General features: G+C 71.6%; 14 protein-coding genes. 12 read left to right on the top strand and 2 right to left on the bottom strand.

Annotated elements, in window-relative coordinates:
- Together HJG52_RS21535 and HJG52_RS04880 are read right to left on the bottom strand one after the other, a co-directional pair.
- Complete coding sequence (locus tag HJG52_RS21535) at positions 1-1260, bottom strand: DUF58 domain-containing protein (protein ID WP_171242377.1); 1260 nt, start codon at positions 1258-1260, stop codon at positions 1-3.
- A gap of 7 nt (positions 1261-1267) precedes the next feature.
- Complete coding sequence (locus HJG52_RS04880; RefSeq protein ID WP_346767572.1) at positions 1268-2275, bottom strand: AAA family ATPase; 1008 nt, start codon at positions 2273-2275, stop codon at positions 1268-1270.
- A 409-nt stretch (positions 2276-2684) separates the two neighbouring features.
- On the opposite strand from HJG52_RS04880, the gene mraZ reads away from it, so the two are divergent.
- From mraZ to HJG52_RS04820, 12 genes are all read left to right on the top strand, one after another.
- The gene (gene mraZ / locus HJG52_RS04875; RefSeq protein ID WP_171242375.1) at positions 2685-3116 is read left to right on the top strand and encodes a division/cell wall cluster transcriptional repressor MraZ; all 432 of its coding nucleotides are present in this window, start codon (positions 2685-2687) and stop codon (positions 3114-3116) included.
- Positions 3117-3324: 208 nt separating this feature from the next.
- Positions 3325-4317, top strand: a complete 993-nt coding sequence (gene rsmH / locus HJG52_RS04870; RefSeq protein WP_171242374.1) for a 16S rRNA (cytosine(1402)-N(4))-methyltransferase RsmH — start codon at positions 3325-3327, stop codon at positions 4315-4317.
- Positions 4314-5033 (top strand): cell division protein FtsL, encoded by a 720-nt coding sequence (gene ftsL / locus HJG52_RS04865; RefSeq protein WP_171242373.1) that lies wholly within the window; start codon positions 4314-4316, stop codon positions 5031-5033. The genes rsmH and ftsL overlap by 4 nt, the downstream gene beginning before the upstream one ends.
- 41 nt (positions 5034-5074) lie before the next feature.
- Positions 5075-7099 (top strand): peptidoglycan D,D-transpeptidase FtsI family protein, encoded by a 2025-nt coding sequence (locus HJG52_RS04860; RefSeq protein ID WP_346767571.1) that lies wholly within the window; start codon positions 5075-5077, stop codon positions 7097-7099.
- A gap of 17 nt (positions 7100-7116) precedes the next feature.
- Positions 7117-8685 carry a UDP-N-acetylmuramoyl-L-alanyl-D-glutamate--2,6-diaminopimelate ligase gene (locus tag HJG52_RS04855; protein WP_171242372.1) on the top strand — a complete coding sequence of 523 codons (1569 nt, stop codon included), beginning with the start codon at positions 7117-7119 and terminating at the stop codon, positions 8683-8685.
- Positions 8682-10160 (top strand): UDP-N-acetylmuramoyl-tripeptide--D-alanyl-D-alanine ligase, encoded by a 1479-nt coding sequence (locus tag HJG52_RS04850; RefSeq protein ID WP_171242371.1) that lies wholly within the window; start codon positions 8682-8684, stop codon positions 10158-10160. Before HJG52_RS04855 ends, HJG52_RS04850 begins: the two co-directional genes overlap by 4 nt.
- Complete coding sequence (mraY, locus tag HJG52_RS04845) at positions 10157-11239, top strand: phospho-N-acetylmuramoyl-pentapeptide-transferase (RefSeq protein ID WP_171242370.1); 1083 nt, start codon at positions 10157-10159, stop codon at positions 11237-11239. The genes HJG52_RS04850 and mraY overlap by 4 nt, the downstream gene beginning before the upstream one ends.
- Positions 11240-11300: 61 nt before the next feature.
- Complete coding sequence (murD, locus tag HJG52_RS04840) at positions 11301-12797, top strand: UDP-N-acetylmuramoyl-L-alanine--D-glutamate ligase (protein WP_171242369.1); 1497 nt, start codon at positions 11301-11303, stop codon at positions 12795-12797.
- A 3-nt stretch (positions 12798-12800) separates the two neighbouring features.
- Positions 12801-14078: a putative lipid II flippase FtsW gene (gene ftsW, locus HJG52_RS04835; protein WP_346767570.1), complete on the top strand. Its 1278-nt coding sequence runs from the start codon at positions 12801-12803 to the stop codon at positions 14076-14078.
- The gene (murG, locus tag HJG52_RS04830; protein WP_171242368.1) at positions 14078-15226 is read left to right on the top strand and encodes an undecaprenyldiphospho-muramoylpentapeptide beta-N-acetylglucosaminyltransferase; all 1149 of its coding nucleotides are present in this window, start codon (positions 14078-14080) and stop codon (positions 15224-15226) included. Before ftsW ends, murG begins: the two co-directional genes overlap by 1 nt.
- Entirely contained in the window at positions 15223-16662 is a 1440-nt protein-coding gene (gene murC, locus HJG52_RS04825) for a UDP-N-acetylmuramate--L-alanine ligase (RefSeq protein ID WP_171242367.1), read from the top strand. The genes murG and murC overlap by 4 nt, the downstream gene beginning before the upstream one ends.
- The gene (locus HJG52_RS04820) at positions 16659-17402 is read left to right on the top strand and encodes a cell division protein FtsQ/DivIB (RefSeq protein ID WP_171242366.1); all 744 of its coding nucleotides are present in this window, start codon (positions 16659-16661) and stop codon (positions 17400-17402) included. Before murC ends, HJG52_RS04820 begins: the two co-directional genes overlap by 4 nt.
- The last annotated feature ends 263 nt before the right edge of the window (positions 17403-17665 follow it).

Here is a 17665-nt window from a genome sequence, read left to right as displayed (position 1 = left end):
TCATGCCACACCCACCCGGGCGGTGCCGCCAGCGAGGACACCCCAGACGGACGGCAGGTCGTCGGCCGACCCGATCACGGCAACGTTCCAGCCGGCGCCCTGCAGGATGGGCACGCAGGGCAGCTCACCGCTGGGCGTGTGGCGGCGCCGTCTGGCGCCGAAGCCGTCGGGGTCGAGCACCATGGCGAGGGCGGTGCCACCGGGCTGGCGCAGCGAGGCCACCTGGCGGGCGAGCTCCTCGTCGAGGTCGGTGACGACGGCCATGACGAGCCCACCGGACGCCGTCACGGGGTGGGCGGCCTGGAGCACGTCGTTGAACCCGTCGTCGGGGCCGGTCTCAGCCATCGCAAGGACGTCGAGCAGCGGGTCGAGTTCCATTGCGGCAGTAGCGCGCCCGTCATCGGCGGTCGAGTCGGTGACGAGGTGGACGGCATACGCCTGCTCAAGGAGGTGGACGGCCACGGACGCGCACGCGGTGACGGCCCACTCGAACGAGCCGGAGGTGCCGCTGCCGTGGTGCCCGCGGGCCCTGGAGTCCAGGACGATGGCCGCGCGGCGCCGCGCCGGCCGGTCCTCCTGGCGCACCATGAGGTCGCCGGTCTTGGCCGTGGCCGGCCAGTGGATGCGACGCAGGTCGTCGCCGTCACGGTAGGCGCGGATCGACACGTCGTCCTCGCCGTGGAGGGCGACCATGTGGGGGATGGCTCCCTCGGCGCCGACGCCACTGCCCGGCGGTCGTCCCGAACCGAGGGGGATGATCTTGGGCAGGACGAGGACGTCACTGGTGCCGGAGATCGCGGCGACCCGGGTGCTCAGGCCGAAGGGGTCACGCAGGCGAACTCCCAACGGCCCCAACCGATGCCGCCCGCGCACGTGCGAGCGCACCGTGTAGTGGACCTCCTGCCGGTCACCGCGGTGCATGCGGGGGACGACGAACCGGGGCCGGTCGCCCAGGGCGTAGTCGAGCTGTTCCTCGGCCATGAGCAACGGGCTGGTCGCGGCGCCGGCGTTCTCGATGCCGAGGGTGACGATGGACTGCTGGTCGACCTGGATGCGTCCCGGGACGGCGGTGCGCTCGAGCGCGAACCGCAGGTCGTGCCGTCGCATCAGCAGGCCACTGAGCAAGGGCAGCGCCACGAGCAGCACACCGATGCGGGTGAGGTCGGTGAAACCGAGCCCGATTCCGCACAGTATCAACGTGATTCCCGCCGCGACGAACGCGCGCCCGCGGGTGGTGAGGAGGTCGCGAAGCCTGCGCACGGCTACCTCAGCGGCCGGCGGCGGGCACCGGCACGCGGCGCATGATGTCCTGCAACACCTCACCGTTGCTGCGGCGGGCCAGCTGCGTCTCGCCCGTGGGGATGATGCGGTGGGCGAGCACCGGCAGGACGACCGCCTGCACGTCGTCGGGCAGCACGTGGTCGCGGCCCTCGAGGGCCGCGTGGGCGCGGGCCGCACGCAACATGTGCAGCGTCGCGCGCGGGGAGGCGCCCAGCCGCAGGGCGGAGCTGGACCGGGTGGCTGCGGACAGGTCGACGACGTACTGCTTCACCGCGTCGCTGGTGAACACCGACCGCACGGCCTTGACCATCGCGGAGATGGTGGCGGCGTCAGTGACCGGCGTGAGCGTCTCAAGCGGGGAGACCTGGCCGTGGGTGTCGAGCATCGCGAGCTCGGCCCGCGCGGAGGGGTAGCCGAGGGAGATGCGCGCCATGAACCGGTCACGTTGCGCCTCAGGCAACGGGTAGGTGCCCTCCATCTCGATGGGGTTCTGGGTTGCCATGACGATGAACGGCTTGGGCAGGTCGTAGGTCTGCCCGTCGACGGTGACCTGCCCCTCCTCCATGGACTCGAGCAGCGCCGACTGGGTCTTGGGCGAGGCGCGGTTGATCTCGTCACCGACGACGACGTTGGCGAAGATCGCGCCGGGGCGGAACTCGAAGTCGCGCACGTCCTGGTTGAAGACGCTGACACCGGTGATGTCGCTGGGCAGCAGGTCGGGGGTGAACTGCACCCGGCGCACCGACGCGTCGATCGACTTGGCCAGGGTCTTGGCGAGCATGGTCTTGCCGACGCCGGGCACGTCCTCGAGCAGCAGGTGGCCCTCGGCGAGCAGCACCGTGATCGCCGTGTGCACGACGTCGGGCTTGCCCTCGATCACCGAGTTCATCGCGCGGGCCAGCCGCGCGGCCACCTCGCTGACCTGGCCGAGTGACGCCGGCGACCCGGCGGGCAGCGACAGGATCTCGTTCGTCGCGTGCGGGTTCGTGCTCACCTGTCCACCCGTCTGCTCGTCGTGCATGCCTTGCACCGATTGTCCTCCCGTCGGCCCCGGGTCGCCACGATGCGCCCCCGTGTGGTCGCTCGATCTTCCCCCACAACCCCCCACAAGAACAGGGCCGTATGCCGTCTCGTGACCTGCGCCGGCCGGCTGCCCGCCCGGCCGTGGTCGAGGCGCCCGCGGTGAGTGCGGGTCGAGCGCCGCGGTGACCGGTGGTGGGCGGTGCCATCGAGGTTCTGGAGGCAGATCTGCCCCACTTTGCACCACCGGTCGTGACCTGCAGAAATGTCCAAACTCCTGAGGGAAAACGCGTGAACGGGGTGTCTTGTGGGGTGATGGTGGAGTAAAGTGGGGGATACAAGAGGGCCGTGGGGTCCGCGGGCGAGGCAGGGGAGGTGGACGGGTGTTCCTCGGAACGCACACGCCGCGCCTCGACGACAAGGGCCGCCTGTTCCTCCCCGCCAAGTTCCGCGACCGGATGGCCGACGGCCTCGTGGTCACCCGTGGCCAGGAGCGCTGCCTCTACGTCTTCCCGATGGCCGAGTTCGTGCGGGTCACCGAGCAGATGCAGGCCGCACCCACCACGAGCAAGGCGGTCCGCGACTTCACCCGCGTCTTCCTCTCGGGTGCCTCCGACGAGGTCCCCGACAAGCAGGGCCGGGTCACCATCCCGGCCAACCTGCGCGCCTACGCCGGCCTCACCAAGGACTGCACCGTCATCGGCGCCGGCAGCCGGGTCGAGGTCTGGGACACCGACAACTGGAACGCCTACCTCGAGTCCACCGAGCAGGGCTTCGCCGACCAGTCCGAGGAGGTGATCCCCGGACTCCTCTAGGCCGAGCCACCGTCGGGGCGTCACCGCCCTGTCGCCAGGTCTCCAGCCGCTTCGCATCCCGGGACGACTTCCCCCGTCTCGGGCCGCATCCCTTGGAGCGGATGGAGACCTGACCGCAGGGACCAGCAAGCCCCACCACCAGCAGCACACAGCACCACCACCACCACCCAGCACCACCACCACCAGCACCACGACGCAGGAGACGCGCATGACGACACGAGGAGCGGCCGCCGAGCGGCACGTTCCCGTTCTGCGCGACCGCATCGTCGAGCTGCTCGCACCCGCCCTCACCGAGCCCGGGTCGGTCTACCTCGACGGGACACTCGGCATGGGCGGTCACGCCGAGGCGATCCTGAAGGCCTGCCCGCAGGCGCGCCTCGTCGGCGTCGACCGGGACACCGAGGCGCTCGAGCTGGCCGCCGAGCGCCTTGCCCCGTATGCCGGCCGGACGTCGTTCGTGCACGCCGTCTACGACGACGTGCCGGCGGCGCTCGCCGACCTGGGGGTCACCTCGGTGGCAGCGGCGCTGTTCGACCTCGGGGTGTCCTCGCTCCAGCTCGACGAGGCCGACCGCGGGTTCGCCTACGCCCAGGACGCACCGCTGGACATGCGGATGGACCAGACCAGCGGCCAGACCGCCGCCGATGTCCTCAACACCTACGAGCCGGCCGAGCTCGAACGAGTCCTGCGCGAGTACGGCGAGGAGCGGTTCGCCCGCAAGATCGTCGGCGCCGTCGTCCGCGAGCGCGAGGTCGAACCCTTCACCCGCTCGGCCCGCCTGGTCGAGCTGCTCAAGCGGGTCGTTCCCGCCGCCTCGCAGAAGAGCGGTGGGCACCCGGGCAAGCGCACCTTCCAGGCGCTGCGCATCGAGGTCAACGCCGAGCTGTCGGTGTGGGCGCGCGCGCTGCCCCGGGCGATCGACCTGCTCGGCGTCGGTGGCCGCATCGCCGTCCTGTCCTACCACTCGCTCGAGGACCGCATCACCAAGCGCGTCCTGGCCGAGGGCGCCCGCAGCCGGGCACCCGAGGGGCTGCCCGTCGAGCTGCCCGAGCACGCGGCATACCTGCGACTGCTCACCCGTGGCGCCGAAGAGGTGACGCCCCAGGAGCAGGCCGCCAATCCCCGATCCGCCTCGGTGCGCCTGCGCGCCGCCGAGCGCACCCGACCCACGCCCAGCACGACGAAGGGAACCCACCGATGAGCCAGCAGACCGCCGCAGCGAGGCTCACCGCCCGCGCCCCCGCCCGCCGGGTCGACCAGCCGAGGCCGCTGCGCCTCGTGCCCGCCGCCGTCGGGCGACCCGGCAACGGGCTGTTCGCCTCGCTGTGCGTGCTGTTGCTCGGTGGCGGGCTGTTCGCGCTGCTCATGCTCAACACCGCCATGGCCGAGGGCTCGTTCACCCTGCACGACCTGCAGTCCACGTCCGGTGAGCTCACCGACACCCAGGAGGCGCTCACCGAGGCGATCGACGCGCAGCGCAGCCCGGACAACCTCGCCAAGCGGGCGCTCGGCCTCGGGATGGTGCCCTCGGAGTCTGCGGCCTTCCTGCGGCTGTCCGACGGCAAGGTCCTCGGCGTGGCGCAGGCGGCCAAGAAGGACAAGGCCTTTAGCGTGGTCACAGCGCCCCAGGCCGCACCCACCGGCTCGGCCACCAAGGGTGCGACCGCGAACGGCGGGCCCAAGACCACGGTCACCACGAAGGGGGACGTCACGACCACGACGGTGGTCGTCACCAAGCCGGACGGCTCGGTGGTGACGACCGTGACCAGCGTCAACGCCAAGACCAAGACGACGACGAGCAAGAGCACCACCAAGCCGGCGCCCAAGACCAAGACGGCCACCAAGACCGCCAAGGACGCCAAGGCGAAGAACACGGCGACCACCCCGAGCGCCGACACCACCCCAGCCGCACGCTGATCCCGACCCACCGACTCGCCCAGGAAGACCCGAGGTAGACCGTGACGCAGACCCGAGGCACCCGCCCCGGAACAGCGCGACCGTCCGCGGGAGCGAAGGGCACGAGCTCGCGGGCCAAGCCGGGTGCGGCCCGGGTGCGTCGGGACGGCACGTCGGCACAGCGCCGGCCCGCCAGTGGCGGCGGCACCGGGCGTCCCCGCGCCAAGGCGGCCCCGCCACCGCGTCGCCCGGCTGGCAAGCCGGTGCAGCTCGGGGGCGGCAACCCGCGCCGGCGGATGCGGACCATGACGATCGCGGTCCTGTTCGTCTTCAGCATCTTCGGGGCGCAGCTGCTGCGGCTGCAGGGTTTCGATGCGGCCGCGGTCTCCAAGGACGCGCAGTCCTCGCGCACCACCACCGTCGCGCTGCCTGCCATGCGCGGGTCCATCGTCGACCGCGACGGCACGATCCTCGCGTCCAGCGTCGAACGACGGACGGTGACCGTCGACCAGACCGCGGTGCCGGAGTACACCAAGACCGTCGGCAAGGAACGCGTCAAGGTCGGCGTCGAGGGCGCGGCCAAGGACCTGTCACCCCTGCTGGGGATCCCTGTCGACAAGCTGACCCCCATGCTCGACGGCAAGGAGCGGTACCGCATCCTCGCCAAGAACATCACGCCGCTCAACTGGCGCAAGATCGCCGCGCTCGGCGTCAACGGCATCTACTCCGAGCCCACCAGCGACCGCACCTACCCGACCTCGACGGCAGCCGCGTCGCTCGTGGGGTTCCTCCAGGCCGACGGCACCGCGGGTGGCGGCCTCGAGGTGCTGATGGACAAGAGCCTCAAGGGCAAGGCCGGCAAGACCATCTTCGAGGCGAGCCAGGACGGCAAGCCCATCCCGAACGCGCGGCAGGACACCATCAACTCGGTGCCCGGCAAGGACGTCCGGCTGACCATCGACTCGGACCTGCAGTGGTACGCCCAGAACGCGGTGGCGCAGAAGGTCCGGGAGACCAAGGCGCTGTCGGGCAGTGTCGTGGCGCTCAACGCCAAGACCGGTGAGCTGCTGGCAGTCGCGTCCTACCCGACGTTCGACCCGAACCAGCCCGGCCAGTCCAGCGACAACTGGACCAACAAGGCCTGGAGCGACGTCTACGAGCCCGGCTCGACGGCGAAGGTGATGACCGCCGCCGCAGCGCTGGAGGAGAAGGTCGTCACTCCCTCGACCGTGGTCGAGGTGCCGAACCGGATCTATCGCGCGGACAACAAGGAGTTCAAGGACAGCCACGACCACGCGACGCTGAACCTCACCTTCACCGGCGTCCTGGCGCAGTCCAGCAACATCGGCACCGTCCTCGTCGGCGAGAAGATGCAGCCGCAGACGCTGTACGACTACTACCGCAAGTTCGGGCTGGGCCAGACCTCCGGCATGGACTTCCCGGGCGAGAGCCCCGGCCTGTTGGCCAAGCCGCAGGACTGGAACGGCTCCCAGCGCTACACCGTGATGTACGGACAGGGCCTGTCGGTCAACGCGCTGCAGGCGGCCGGGGTGTTCCAGACCATCGCCAACGGCGGCGTGCGCATCCCGCCGCGGATCGTCGCGGACGTCAGCGACGGCAACGGGGGCTGGACCGCCGCGCCCGAGCCCAAGCCGGTGCAGGTCGTCTCCCAGGACACCGCCGCCAAGCTGCGCGACATGCTCGAGGGCGTCGTCGGCAAGGAGGGCACCGCGCCGGAGGCGAAGATCCCGGGCTACCGCGTCGCCGGCAAGACGGGCACCGCCGACCGGTACGACGCCAAGGTCGGCGGCTACTCCGGCAAGACGGCCAGCTTCATCGGCTTCGCCCCTGCCGACGACCCGCAGATCGTCGTGGCCGTCACCCTGCAGCGCCCGATCAAGGGCTACTTCGGTGGTTCGGTCGCCGGCCCGGTCTTCAAGGACGTCATGACGTACGCGTTGCAGGAGCAGAAGGTCCCGCCGACCGGGACGAAGGCGCCGGTCGCGCAGATCACGCCGAAGACGCCGCCGGCCAAGAACGACCCGGCTGTCATCCGCGACCGGCCGACCGGCACCACCAAACGCTGACGGTAGGCTCGCTGCCCGTGTCATCCCCCCGTCCGGCGTCTTCGCATGCCATCACGCTGGAGTCCCTCGCCGCGCTCGTCGGGGGAGCCGTCGACCGCCCCGCCGTGCCGGGGGAGGACGGCCAGGTCGCCGTCACCGGGGTGACCCTCGACTCGCGTGACGTCGTGGCCGGAGACCTGTATGCCGCCCTGCCGGGCGCCAACGCCCATGGCGCCTCGTATGCCGCGGGCGCGGCCGGGCTGGGCGCCGTCGCCGTCCTGACCGACGTCCGTGGGGTGCAGATCCTCGACGAAGCGGGCGTGGTGCTGCCGCGCGTCGTCGTGGAGTCGCCGCGCTCGGTCGTCGGTGCGGTCGCGGCCCGCGCGTACGGCACCGAGCAGCTGGGCCTCACGATGTACGGGGTGACGGGCACCAACGGCAAGACCACCACGGCATACCTCATCAACTCGGCCCTGGTCGCGCTCGGCCAGCGCACCGGGCTCATCGGCACGGTCGAGACGCGCATCGTCGACGAGCGGGTCAAGAGCGTGCGCACCACACCCGAGGCGACGGTGCTGCATGCGCTGCTGGCCCTCATGACCGAACGCGGCGTGCAGTCGTGCGTCATGGAGGTGTCGAGCCACGCGCTGGCCCAGCACCGGGTCGACGGTGTCGTCTACGACGTCGCGCTGTTCACCAACCTGTCGCAGGACCACCTCGACTTCCACCCCACGATGCGCGACTACTTCGAGGCCAAGGCCTCGCTGTTCACCCCGGAGCGCGCACGGCAGGGAGTCGTGTGCGTCGACGACGAGTGGGGGCGCGAGCTCGCAACAACCGCAACGGTTCCCGTCACCACCATGACCTCGGTCGAGGGCGTCGACGCGCAGTGGCGGCTCACCGTCGACGGCGACGACCCGGCCGCCTTCGAGCTCACCGACGGTGGGACGACGCTGCGACTGCGGTCGGCCCTGCCGGGTGACTTCAACCGGGTCAACACCGCCATGGCGGCGCTGGCTCTGCTGGCGACCGGCCACTCGGCCGACGACGCCGAGCGCGCGCTGGCGGCCGACCCGCACGTGCCCGGCCGGATGGAGCAGGTGACGCTGGCCGGCGAGGCCGGCGCCGGCGACCTGCCCCTGGTGGTCGTCGACTACGCGCACACCCCCGAGGCTGTCGCCGCCGCGCTGCGTGCGCTGCGGCCCACCACCTCCGGCGCGCTGGTCGTCGTCCTCGGTGCCGGTGGCGACCGCGACCGGGGCAAGCGGGCAGGCATGGGTGAGGCCGCGGCCCGGGCGGCCGACCTCGTCTTCGTCACCGACGACAACCCGCGCACCGAGGACCCCGCAGTGATCCGTGCGGCCGTCCTCGCCGGCGCCACCGCGGCTGCGACGGATGCCGAGCTGCACGACGTGGCGGGACGGGGTGACGCGATCCGTGCCGCGGTGTCGGCCGCGTATGCCGCGGGGCCAGGCAGCGTCGTCGCCGTCGTGGGCAAGGGCCACGAGACAGGACAGGAGATCGCCGGGACCGTGCACCCCTTCGACGACCGGGCGGAAGCCGAGGCCGCCCTTCGGGCCCTCACCGACAAGGACGGCACACCGTGATCCCGTTGTCCCTCAAGGAGATCGCCGAGATCACGAACGGGCGCCTCGAAGGCATCGACGACGCCGCGGCGCGTTTGCTCGTCGTCGACGGCCCGGTGGTCACCGACTCGCGCGAAGCCGGGCCGGGCGGCCTCTACATCGCCCGCATCGGCGAGCAGCTCGACGGCCACCAGTTCGTGGCGGGTGCCCGCGACCAGGGCGCCATCGCTGCGCTGACGACCCGGCCGGTCGAGGAGCTGCCGTGTGTCGTCGTCGAGGACATCCAGGACGGCCTCGCCGCGCTGGCGCGGGCGGTCGTCGACCGCCATCCCGACCTCACCGTCATCGGCATCACCGGGTCGTCCGGCAAGACCTCGACCAAGGACCTGCTCGGCGCGGTCCTGGCCGCACACGCACCGACCGTCGCGCCCGTCGGCTCGCTCAACTCCGAGGTGGGGGTGCCCCTCACGGTCTTCCGGGTCACCCCGCAGACCCGCTACCTCGTCGTCGAGATGGGGGCCCGTGGCATCGGGCACATCGCCTACCTCACGACCATCGCGCCACCGCGCATCGGCATCGAGCTCAACGTTGGCACCGCCCACGTGGGGGAGTTCGGGTCGCGCGAGGCCATCGCCACCGCCAAGTCCGAGCTGGTGGCGGCGCTGCCCGCGGACGGGGTGGCGGTCCTCAACGCCGACGACGCGGCGGTGCGGGCCATGGCCGATGTCACCGACGCGCGCGTCGTCCTCGTCGGCACGGCCGCCGACGCGCAGGTGCGGGCGCAGGACATCAGCCTCGACGCGTTCGGCCGACCGTCCTTCACCCTCGTGGTCACCTCGCCGGGCGCCGAGCCGGTGTCGCGTCGGGTGACGCTGGCCCTGCACGGCGAGCACCACGTGGGCAACGCCCTCGCCGTGGTTGCGGCAGCACTCGAGAGTGGGGTTGACCTCGACCTGACGGTGAGGGTTCTGAGCACGGCGACGCCCGCCTCGCGGTGGCGGATGGAGGTCACCGAGCGCTCGGACGGCGTCACCGTCGTCAACGACGCCTACAACGCCAACCCGGACTCGATGCGGGCCGCCCTCAAGGCGCTGGTCGCGATGAGCCGGGCCGAGGACGGAACCCCGCGGCGCACCTGGGCGGTCCTCGGTTCGATGCTCGAGCTCGGTGACGACTCGCTGACCGAGCACGACGCCATCGGCCGGCTCGCGGTGCGGCTCAACATCTCCAGGCTCGTCGTGGTCGGGGAGACCGCCCGTCCGATGGCCACCGGGGCCCAGCACGAGGGGTCGTGGGGTGAGGAGGTCGTGTGGGTGCCCGACGCCGACGCCGCCCACGACCTGCTCGCCGACAAACTTCTCCCCGGTGACGTCGTGTTGCTCAAGTCCAGCCGCGACGCCGGACTACGGTGGCTCGGTGACAGGGTGGCCGCCGAGTCGGGGCCCACCGCGGACACCGGTGACAGCACGGGTGACAAGCAGGAGGACGCGACGTGAAGGCGGTGCTGGCGGCAGCCGTCATCTCCCTCGTGGGTGCCCTGCTGGGCACCCCGATGTACATCAAGTTCCTCGTCAAGCGGGGGTACGGCCAGTTCATCCGCGACGACGGACCCACCTCGCACCACACCAAGCGCGGCACGCCCACCATGGGTGGCTCGGTCATCATCGGCTCGGCCCTCGCGGCATACGGCCTCGCGCACGCCATCACCGGCACACCGTTCACGTGGAGCGGCGTCCTCGTGCTGTTCCTCATGGCCGGGCTCGGGCTCGTGGGGTTCCTCGACGACTACATCAAGATCTCCAAGCAGCGCAGCCTCGGCCTCCGGTCGGGGGAGAAGCTCGCCGGCCAGACCCTCGTCGCGGTGATCTTCGCCGTGCTGGCGCTGCAGTTCCCCAACAGCCACTGGCGCACACCCGCCTCGACGAGCATCTCGTTCGTCCGCGACACCCCGTTCAACCTGGCCTTCGCCGGGCCACTGATCGGGCTGGTGCTCTTTGTGATCTGGGCCAACCTCATGATCGCGGGCACCTCCAACGGCGTGAACCTCACCGACGGCCTCGACGGACTCGCCACCGGCGCTTCGGTGATGGTGTTCGCGGCCTACGTCCTCATCGGCATCTGGCAGGGCAACCAGAACTGCCAGATCACCCCCGGGCTCAAGTGCTACGAGGTGCGTGACTCACGAGACCTCGCGGTGGTCGCCGCAGCCTGCATGGGTGCCTGCTTCGGCTTCCTGTGGTGGAACGCGTCACCGGCCAAGATCTTCATGGGCGACACCGGGTCCCTGGCCCTCGGTGGCGCACTCGCGGGGCTCGCCATCACCACCCGCACCGAGCTGCTCATCATCATCCTCGGCGGGCTGTTCGTCGCCATCACGCTGTCGGTCATCATCCAGGTCGGCTCGTTCAAGCTCACCGGCAAACGCGTTTTCCGGATGGCGCCGTTGCAGCACCACTTCGAGCTGATGGGGTGGAACGAGGTCACCATCGTCATCCGGTTCTGGATCATCGCCGGGCTGTGCGTCGCGCTCGGCCTCGGCATCTTCTACGCCGAGTGGGTCGTGGGCGGAGCATGACGACAACCCCACGAGGCTCTGCCTCCGCTTCGCTCCACCAGGTACTTGGCGGGGACCCCGAATGAGCGCACACCCTGGTGGGCGGCTCGACGGGCTGACCAACGCCGGGGCCGACTGGAGCGGCCTGCGCGTCCTCGTGACCGGTCTGGGCGTGAGTGGCTTCGCCGCCGCAGATGCGTTGCAGGAGAGGGGCGCCCACGTCATCGCCGTGGACGGCGGCGACCCCGACACCAACACCACGCTGGCCGAGCGTGCCCGCATCCTCGACATCCTCGGCGTCGACGTGCGCCTCGGCGCCGACCACACGACGGGTATGCCGGCGGGCTGGGTGCCCGACCTCGTCGTCACCTCGCCGGGGTGGCGACCGGACCAGCCGTTGCTCGCGCAGGCGGCTCGCGACGGCATACCCGTCTGGGGTGAGGTCGAGCTCGCCTGGCGCATGCGCGCGGCCGTCGGGCCCGCCCCCTGGATCACCGTCACCGGCACCAACGGCAAGACCACGACGGTCGCGATGCTCGCCGAGATGCTGCGTGCCGGTGGGCTGCGGGCCACCGCCGCCGGCAACATCGGCACCCCCATCCTCGAGGCGGTCCTGCACCCCGAGCCCTACGACGTCATCGCCGTCGAGCTGTCCAGCTTCCAGCTGCACTGGTCGGACTCCCTTGCGCCGTATGCCTCCTGCTGCCTCAACCTCGCGCCCGACCACGTCGACTGGCACGGCTCCTACGAGGAGTACGTGCGGGCCAAGGGCAAGGTCTACGCGAACACCAAGGTCGCGTGCGTCTACAACGTGCAGGACCCCGCGACCGAGCAGCTCGTCATGGATGCCGAGGTGCAGGAGGGCTGCCGCGCCATCGGGTTCACCCTCGGTACGCCGGGCCTGTCGATGGTCGGGGTCGTCGACGACGTGCTGGCCGACCGCGCGTTCGTGCAGGAGCGGCGCACCTCCGCCGCCGAGCTGGCCACCCTCGCCGACGTCCAGGGCGCCGCACCGACGCTCGCCCCCCACCAGCTCGCCAACGCGCTGGCGGCGGCCGCCCTCGCCCGCTCCTACGGCATACCTCCCGCCGCGGTGCGAAACGGGTTGCGTGCCTTCGCACCCGAGCCGCACCGCATCGCCGACCTCGGTGTCGTCGGGGGAGTGCGCTGGGTCGACGACTCCAAGGCGACCAACCCGCACGCTGCAGCCGCATCGCTCGGGGCGTTCGAGCATGTGGTGTGGGTCGCCGGAGGACTCCTCAAGGGCGCCGACGTCGACGAGCTCGTGCGCGACGCGGCCGGCCGGTTGCGCGGCGTGGTGCTGATCGGGCAGGACCGGGCCCAGCTGGCCGACGCGTTGGCCCGACACGCGCCGGATGTCCCCGTCGTGGACGTCCCCACCACGGACACTGGGGTCATGGACCTCGTCGTGGCCCGTGCAGCCGACCTCGCCCAGCCGGGTGACGTCGTCCTGCTCGCACCGGCCGCGGCCTCCATGGACATGTTCCCCAACTACGGCGCACGCGGCGACGCCTTCGCGGCAGCCGTCGCGCGCCGTGCCGACACCACAGGTGGGTAGGTCGTGAGCAGCACCACCGCCGCGCCCCCCAAGGCGCGCACGTCCACGCGTCCGGACCGGGGCGAGCGACGCACCGGGATGGGCAGCCGCCTCGCCCGGTTGGACTCACCGGTCACGAGCTACTACGTGCTGCTCAGCGTCTCGGTGGTGCTCGTCCTCATCGGGCTGATCATGGTGCTGTCGGCGTCATCGGTGAAGTCGCTCGAGCAGACCGACAACGCCACGCCCTACCTGTACTTCCGCAAGCAGCTGATGTTCGCCATCGCCGGCGGGGTCGCGATGCTCGTGGCCAGCCGCATCCCGGTGCGCGGGTGGAAGGCGCTGTCGCTGCCGCTGCTCGGGCTGTCGGTCGTGCTCCAGCTGCTGGTGTTCACCCCGCTCGGGGTCACGGTCAACGGCAACCGCAACTGGGTCGGGGTCGGCGGCTTCACCCTGCAGCCCTCCGAGCTGGCCAAGATCGGCCTCGTACTGGTCGGCGCGACGATCCTGTCGGCGAAGCGGCGCTCCCTCGGGCAGGTGCGGCACGTCGTGGTCCCTTACCTGGTGCCGGTGGTCCTCGGGGTCCTCGGGCTCGTGCTCCTCGGTCACGACCTCGGCACCGCGATCGTCCTCGTCGGCATCGTCGGCGCGGTGCTGTTCGCGGCCGGCGTGCCGCGCGAGCTGTTCGTCTGGGGCGGCGCGGTCATGGCAGGCGGTGCGCTCTACTTCATCGTCACCAGCCCCAACCGGCTGAGCCGGTTCGACGTGTGGCTGGGCAAGGACACCAACCCCTACGGCGCTGCCCGGCAGCCCATCCACGGCCGGTACGCCCTGGCCGACGGCGGCTGGTGGGGTGTCGGCCTCGGCGCCTCACGCGAGAAGTGGTCGTGGCTGCCCGAGGCGCACAACGACTTCATCTTCGCCATCCTCGGCGAGGAGCTCGGCCTGCCCGGCACGCTCGTGCTGCTCGGCCTGTTCTGCGTGTTCGCGCTGGTCTGCTACCGCATCGTGCTGCGCACCGAGGACCTCTTCGTCCGGGTCGCGGCCGCGGGCATCATGGCCTGGCTCGTGGTGCAGGCCGTCGTCAACATCGGTGCCGTCATCGGTCTGCTGCCGGTGATCGGCGTGCCACTGCCCCTCGTCTCCTACGGTGGATCCTCTTTGATGACAACGATGCTGGCCCTGGGCATCCTGCTGTCCTTCGCGCGCCAGGAGCCCGGTTGCGCCGAGGCCCTGGCGGCCAAGCCGTCGGTCGTCAAGCGGTCGCTGGCCGTCCTGCCCGGCCGGAGGGGTCGAGGCTGATGGCCGGCTCCTCACCCACCTCGGTCCTGCTGGCCGGCGGGGGGACGGCTGGTCACGTCTCGCCCCTGCTGGCCCTCGCCGACTGCCTGCGCCGGCGCAACCCCGACGTCCACGTCGCCGCGCTCGGCACGCAGGCCGGGCTCGAGGCGCGGCTCGTGCCCGAGCGCGGCTACCCGTTGCTGACGGTGCCCAAGGTGCCGTTGCCGCGGCGCCCCTCGGCCGACCTGCTGCGCCTGCCCGGCAACCTGCGTGCGGCGGTCCGCGCGGCCGAGCGCGCGATCGAGGAGTCGGGCGCCCAGGTCGTCGTGGGCTTCGGTGGCTACGTCTCGACCCCGGCCTACCTCGCGGCGCGCCGCCGCCACGTGCCGATCGTGGTCCACGAGCAGAACGCGCGACCCGGCATCGCCAACCGGCTCGGCGCCCGGTTCACCGACCACGTCGCGACGACGTTCCGGTCCACCAAGCTGGCGCACGCCACCGCGATCGGTATGCCGCTGCGCCCCGAGATCGCGCAGCTCGACCGGGCCGCCTCGCGCGCCGAGGGCCTGGCCTACTTCGGTCTCGACGACACCCGGCCGACGCTGCTCGTGACGGGCGGATCCCTGGGGGCGCAACGCCTCAACAGCACCTTCGAGGCGCGCGCGGCAGAGCTGTCGGCGCGTGGGGTGCAGGTGCTGCACCTCACCGGTGCCGGCAAGGAGTTCACGCCGCAGCGACCGACCGAGGGCGGCAGCGGCGCCGCGCGCTACGTCGTCGCCCCCTATGCCGACCGGATGGACCTCGCGTATGCCGTGGCCGACCTCGTCGTGGCCCGCGCCGGTGCCAACACCGTGTGTGAGCTGACCGCTGTCGGGCTCCCTGCGGTCTACGTGCCCCTGCCCATCGGCAACGGCGAGCAGCGGTTCAACGCGGCCGACGTCGTCGCGGCCGGTGGGGGCCTGCTCGTCGAGGACGCCGGCTTCACCCCGGCCTGGGTCGACTCCGACCTGCTGCCGCTGCTGGGTGACCGGGCCCGGCTCGACGCCATGGCGCAAGCCTCGGCGGTGACGGGGGAGCGCGGAGCCGACGAGCTCCTGGCCGACATGGTCGACGCTGCCTACGCGGAATCCCTTGGCAAGCAAGGACATCCATCGCCGGGGCAACGATGAACGGCGAGAACCTGCGGTTCGACTTCCGCGCCGAGGTGCCTGCGCTCGAGGAGCTGGGTGCCGTCCACTTCATCGCGATCGGCGGTGCCGGCATGTCCGGGGTCGCGCGGGTCATGCTCGCCCGCGGCACCCGGGTCAGTGGCTCGGACGCCAAGGACTCGCCGCTGCTGGCGGCGCTGGCCGCCGAAGGTGCCGACGTCCACGTCGGCCACGACCCGGCATACCTCGACGGCGTCGACACCGTCGTCGTCTCCTCGGCCATCCGCGAGAGCAACGTCGAGCTGGCGACGGCACGAGAGCGTGGCCTGCGGGTCCTGCACCGCGCCCAGGCCCTCGCCGCCACGATGGCGGGCTCGCGCCGGGTCGCGGTGGCCGGCGCCAACGGCAAGACGACGACGACCTCGATGCTCACGGTCGCGTTGCAGCACTGCGGGATCGACCCGTCCTTCGCGGCCGGCGGCGAGCTGGCCGGTCACGGCACGAACGCCCACTGGGGCACTGGTGAGGTGTTCGTGGCGGAGGCCGACGAGAGCGACGGGTCGTTCCTCGTCTACCGGCCCGAGGTCGCCGTCGTCACCAACGTGCAGCCTGACCACCTCGACTTCTACGGCAGCTTCGAGCGGGTGCAGGAGGCGTACGCCGAGTTCGCCGCGTCGGTGCAGCCGGGCGGGCTGCTCGTCGCCTGCGCCGACGACGAGGGCTCACGCCGACTGGCCGAGTCCGCCCGCGCCTCCGGCGTCCGCGTCCTGACCTACGGTTTCGCGGCCGATGCCGACGTGGTCCTGACCGACCCGGCGTTCCGCGGGCTGCTGGCCCGCGCTGCACTGCGCGGACCCGACGGCGAGGAACGCGTCCTGCGGGTCAAGGTGCCGGGCCGGCACAACCTGCTCAACGCCGCCGCGGCATACACCGTCGCCGTCGAGGGGCTGGGACAGGACCCTGCACGCATCCTCGACGGGCTCTACGGGTTCACCGGCACCCGCCGACGGTTCGAGCCCAAGGGGAGCGCGGGCGGGGTGACCGTCGTCGACGACTACGCGCACAACCCGGGCAAGGTGGCGGCCGTCGTCGAGACCGGGCGCTCGCTCGTGGAGGGGGACGCACGGCTCGTCGTGGTCTTCCAGCCGCACCTGTTCTCCCGGACCCGTGACTTCGCGACGGAGTTCGGTCGGGCCCTCGCGCCGGCCGACGTCGTCGTCCTCATGGAGGTGTATGCCGCGCGCGAGGACCCCGTGCCCGGCGTCTCCTCCCAGCTCGTCGCCGACGCCCTGGTCGAGTCGCGGCCCGACGCCGACGTGCGGGTCGTGCCGTCCTGGTCCGCGGTCGCCGAGACGGTCGCCGGCCTGGCCCGCGAGGGCGACCTCGTCCTCACCGTCGGAGCCGGCGACGTCACCATGATCGGCCCGGAGATCCTGCGCGCCCTGGGGGACCGGTGAGCGCGCCGACGCAGGGCCGCGGGGTCGCCTCGTCACGCGACCGGTTCGTGCGCCGCGCCCAGGAGGTGCAGCGCCGACCACGTCGGCTGTGGGGGTATGCCGTCGTGACGGTGCTCGTCGTGGCCGCGCTGGTCTGGGTGGTGGCGTTCAGCCCGTTGCTCGCCGTGCGCACGGTGGAGGTCGTGGGCGTGCCGGCGGGCGAGGTGGCCCCGATCCGCGACCTCGCACAGGTGCCGGTCGGGCAGCCGCTGGCCCGCGTCGACACCGCGGCCGTCGCCGACCGGGTGACCCAGCGGGCGACCGTCGCGGACGTCTCGATCGAGCGCTCGTGGCCGGGCACCCTGGTCATCCACGCGAGCCCGCGCACCCCGTTCCTCGTGGTCAAGAACCCTCAAGGTCAACTACAGGTTGTGGATGAGACGGGGGTGGCGTACGCGGTCGTGCGACAGGCGCCCAAGGGGGTGCCGGTGGTGTCGGCGGCCACCAGTGCGGCGCTGTCGCGCGAAGCCCTGCAGGCGGCCGTGTCGGTGGTCCGGGTGCTGCCGGCCGCGACCCAGGACAAGGTGTCTGCGGTGACCGTCAGCGGCGCCGGTCTCGTCACGCTCAAGATCGGCTCGACCTCGGTGGTGTGGGGCGGCCTCGACGAGCCCGACCGCAAGCTCGAGATCGTCCAGGCGCTGCTCAAGGGCAAGCCGAAGGTCATCGACGTCAGTGCACCGGAGACCCCGGTCACCCGCTGACCGGTCCGAGCTGCCCCTGGTGTCACCCGCAACGGTTTGGGCGCACGGGATGGCGTCGAGCGATGGGGCCGGAGTGACTGTTGTGACTGGTGTGACAGGCTAACCCTCAAGCACAGGGAGAAACCGCGGAATCGGGCCAATCGGTGCAGCGACACGCGGGCGATCTCGTTGCTTGCATCCGTGCTCGCGCATAGCGTCGGCGTCACGGAAACCGTTGGGAAACAAGGCATAACTCTCAACTAGACGTCGAGACAACACCAGCA

It is taken from the genome of Knoellia koreensis, from assembly GCF_013041615.1.
In the GTDB taxonomy this organism is placed as follows: Bacteria; Actinomycetota; Actinomycetes; order Actinomycetales; family Dermatophilaceae; genus Pedococcus; species Pedococcus koreensis.
The sequence above is the reverse complement of the archived record's forward strand: the minus strand, read 5'-3'. Positions and strand labels throughout refer to the sequence as shown.

Coding starts and splice junctions, on each gene's coding strand:
- rsmH (WP_171242374.1), top strand. CDS start 3,325: ATGACGACACGAGGAGCGGCCGCCGAGCGGCACGTTCCCGTTCTGCGC.
- ftsL (WP_171242373.1), top strand. CDS start 4,314: ATGAGCCAGCAGACCGCCGCAGCGAGGCTCACCGCCCGCGCCCCCGCC.
- murD (WP_171242369.1), top strand. CDS start 11,301: ATGAGCGCACACCCTGGTGGGCGGCTCGACGGGCTGACCAACGCCGGG.
- murG (WP_171242368.1), top strand. CDS start 14,078: ATGGCCGGCTCCTCACCCACCTCGGTCCTGCTGGCCGGCGGGGGGACG.
- murC (WP_171242367.1), top strand. CDS start 15,223: ATGAACGGCGAGAACCTGCGGTTCGACTTCCGCGCCGAGGTGCCTGCG.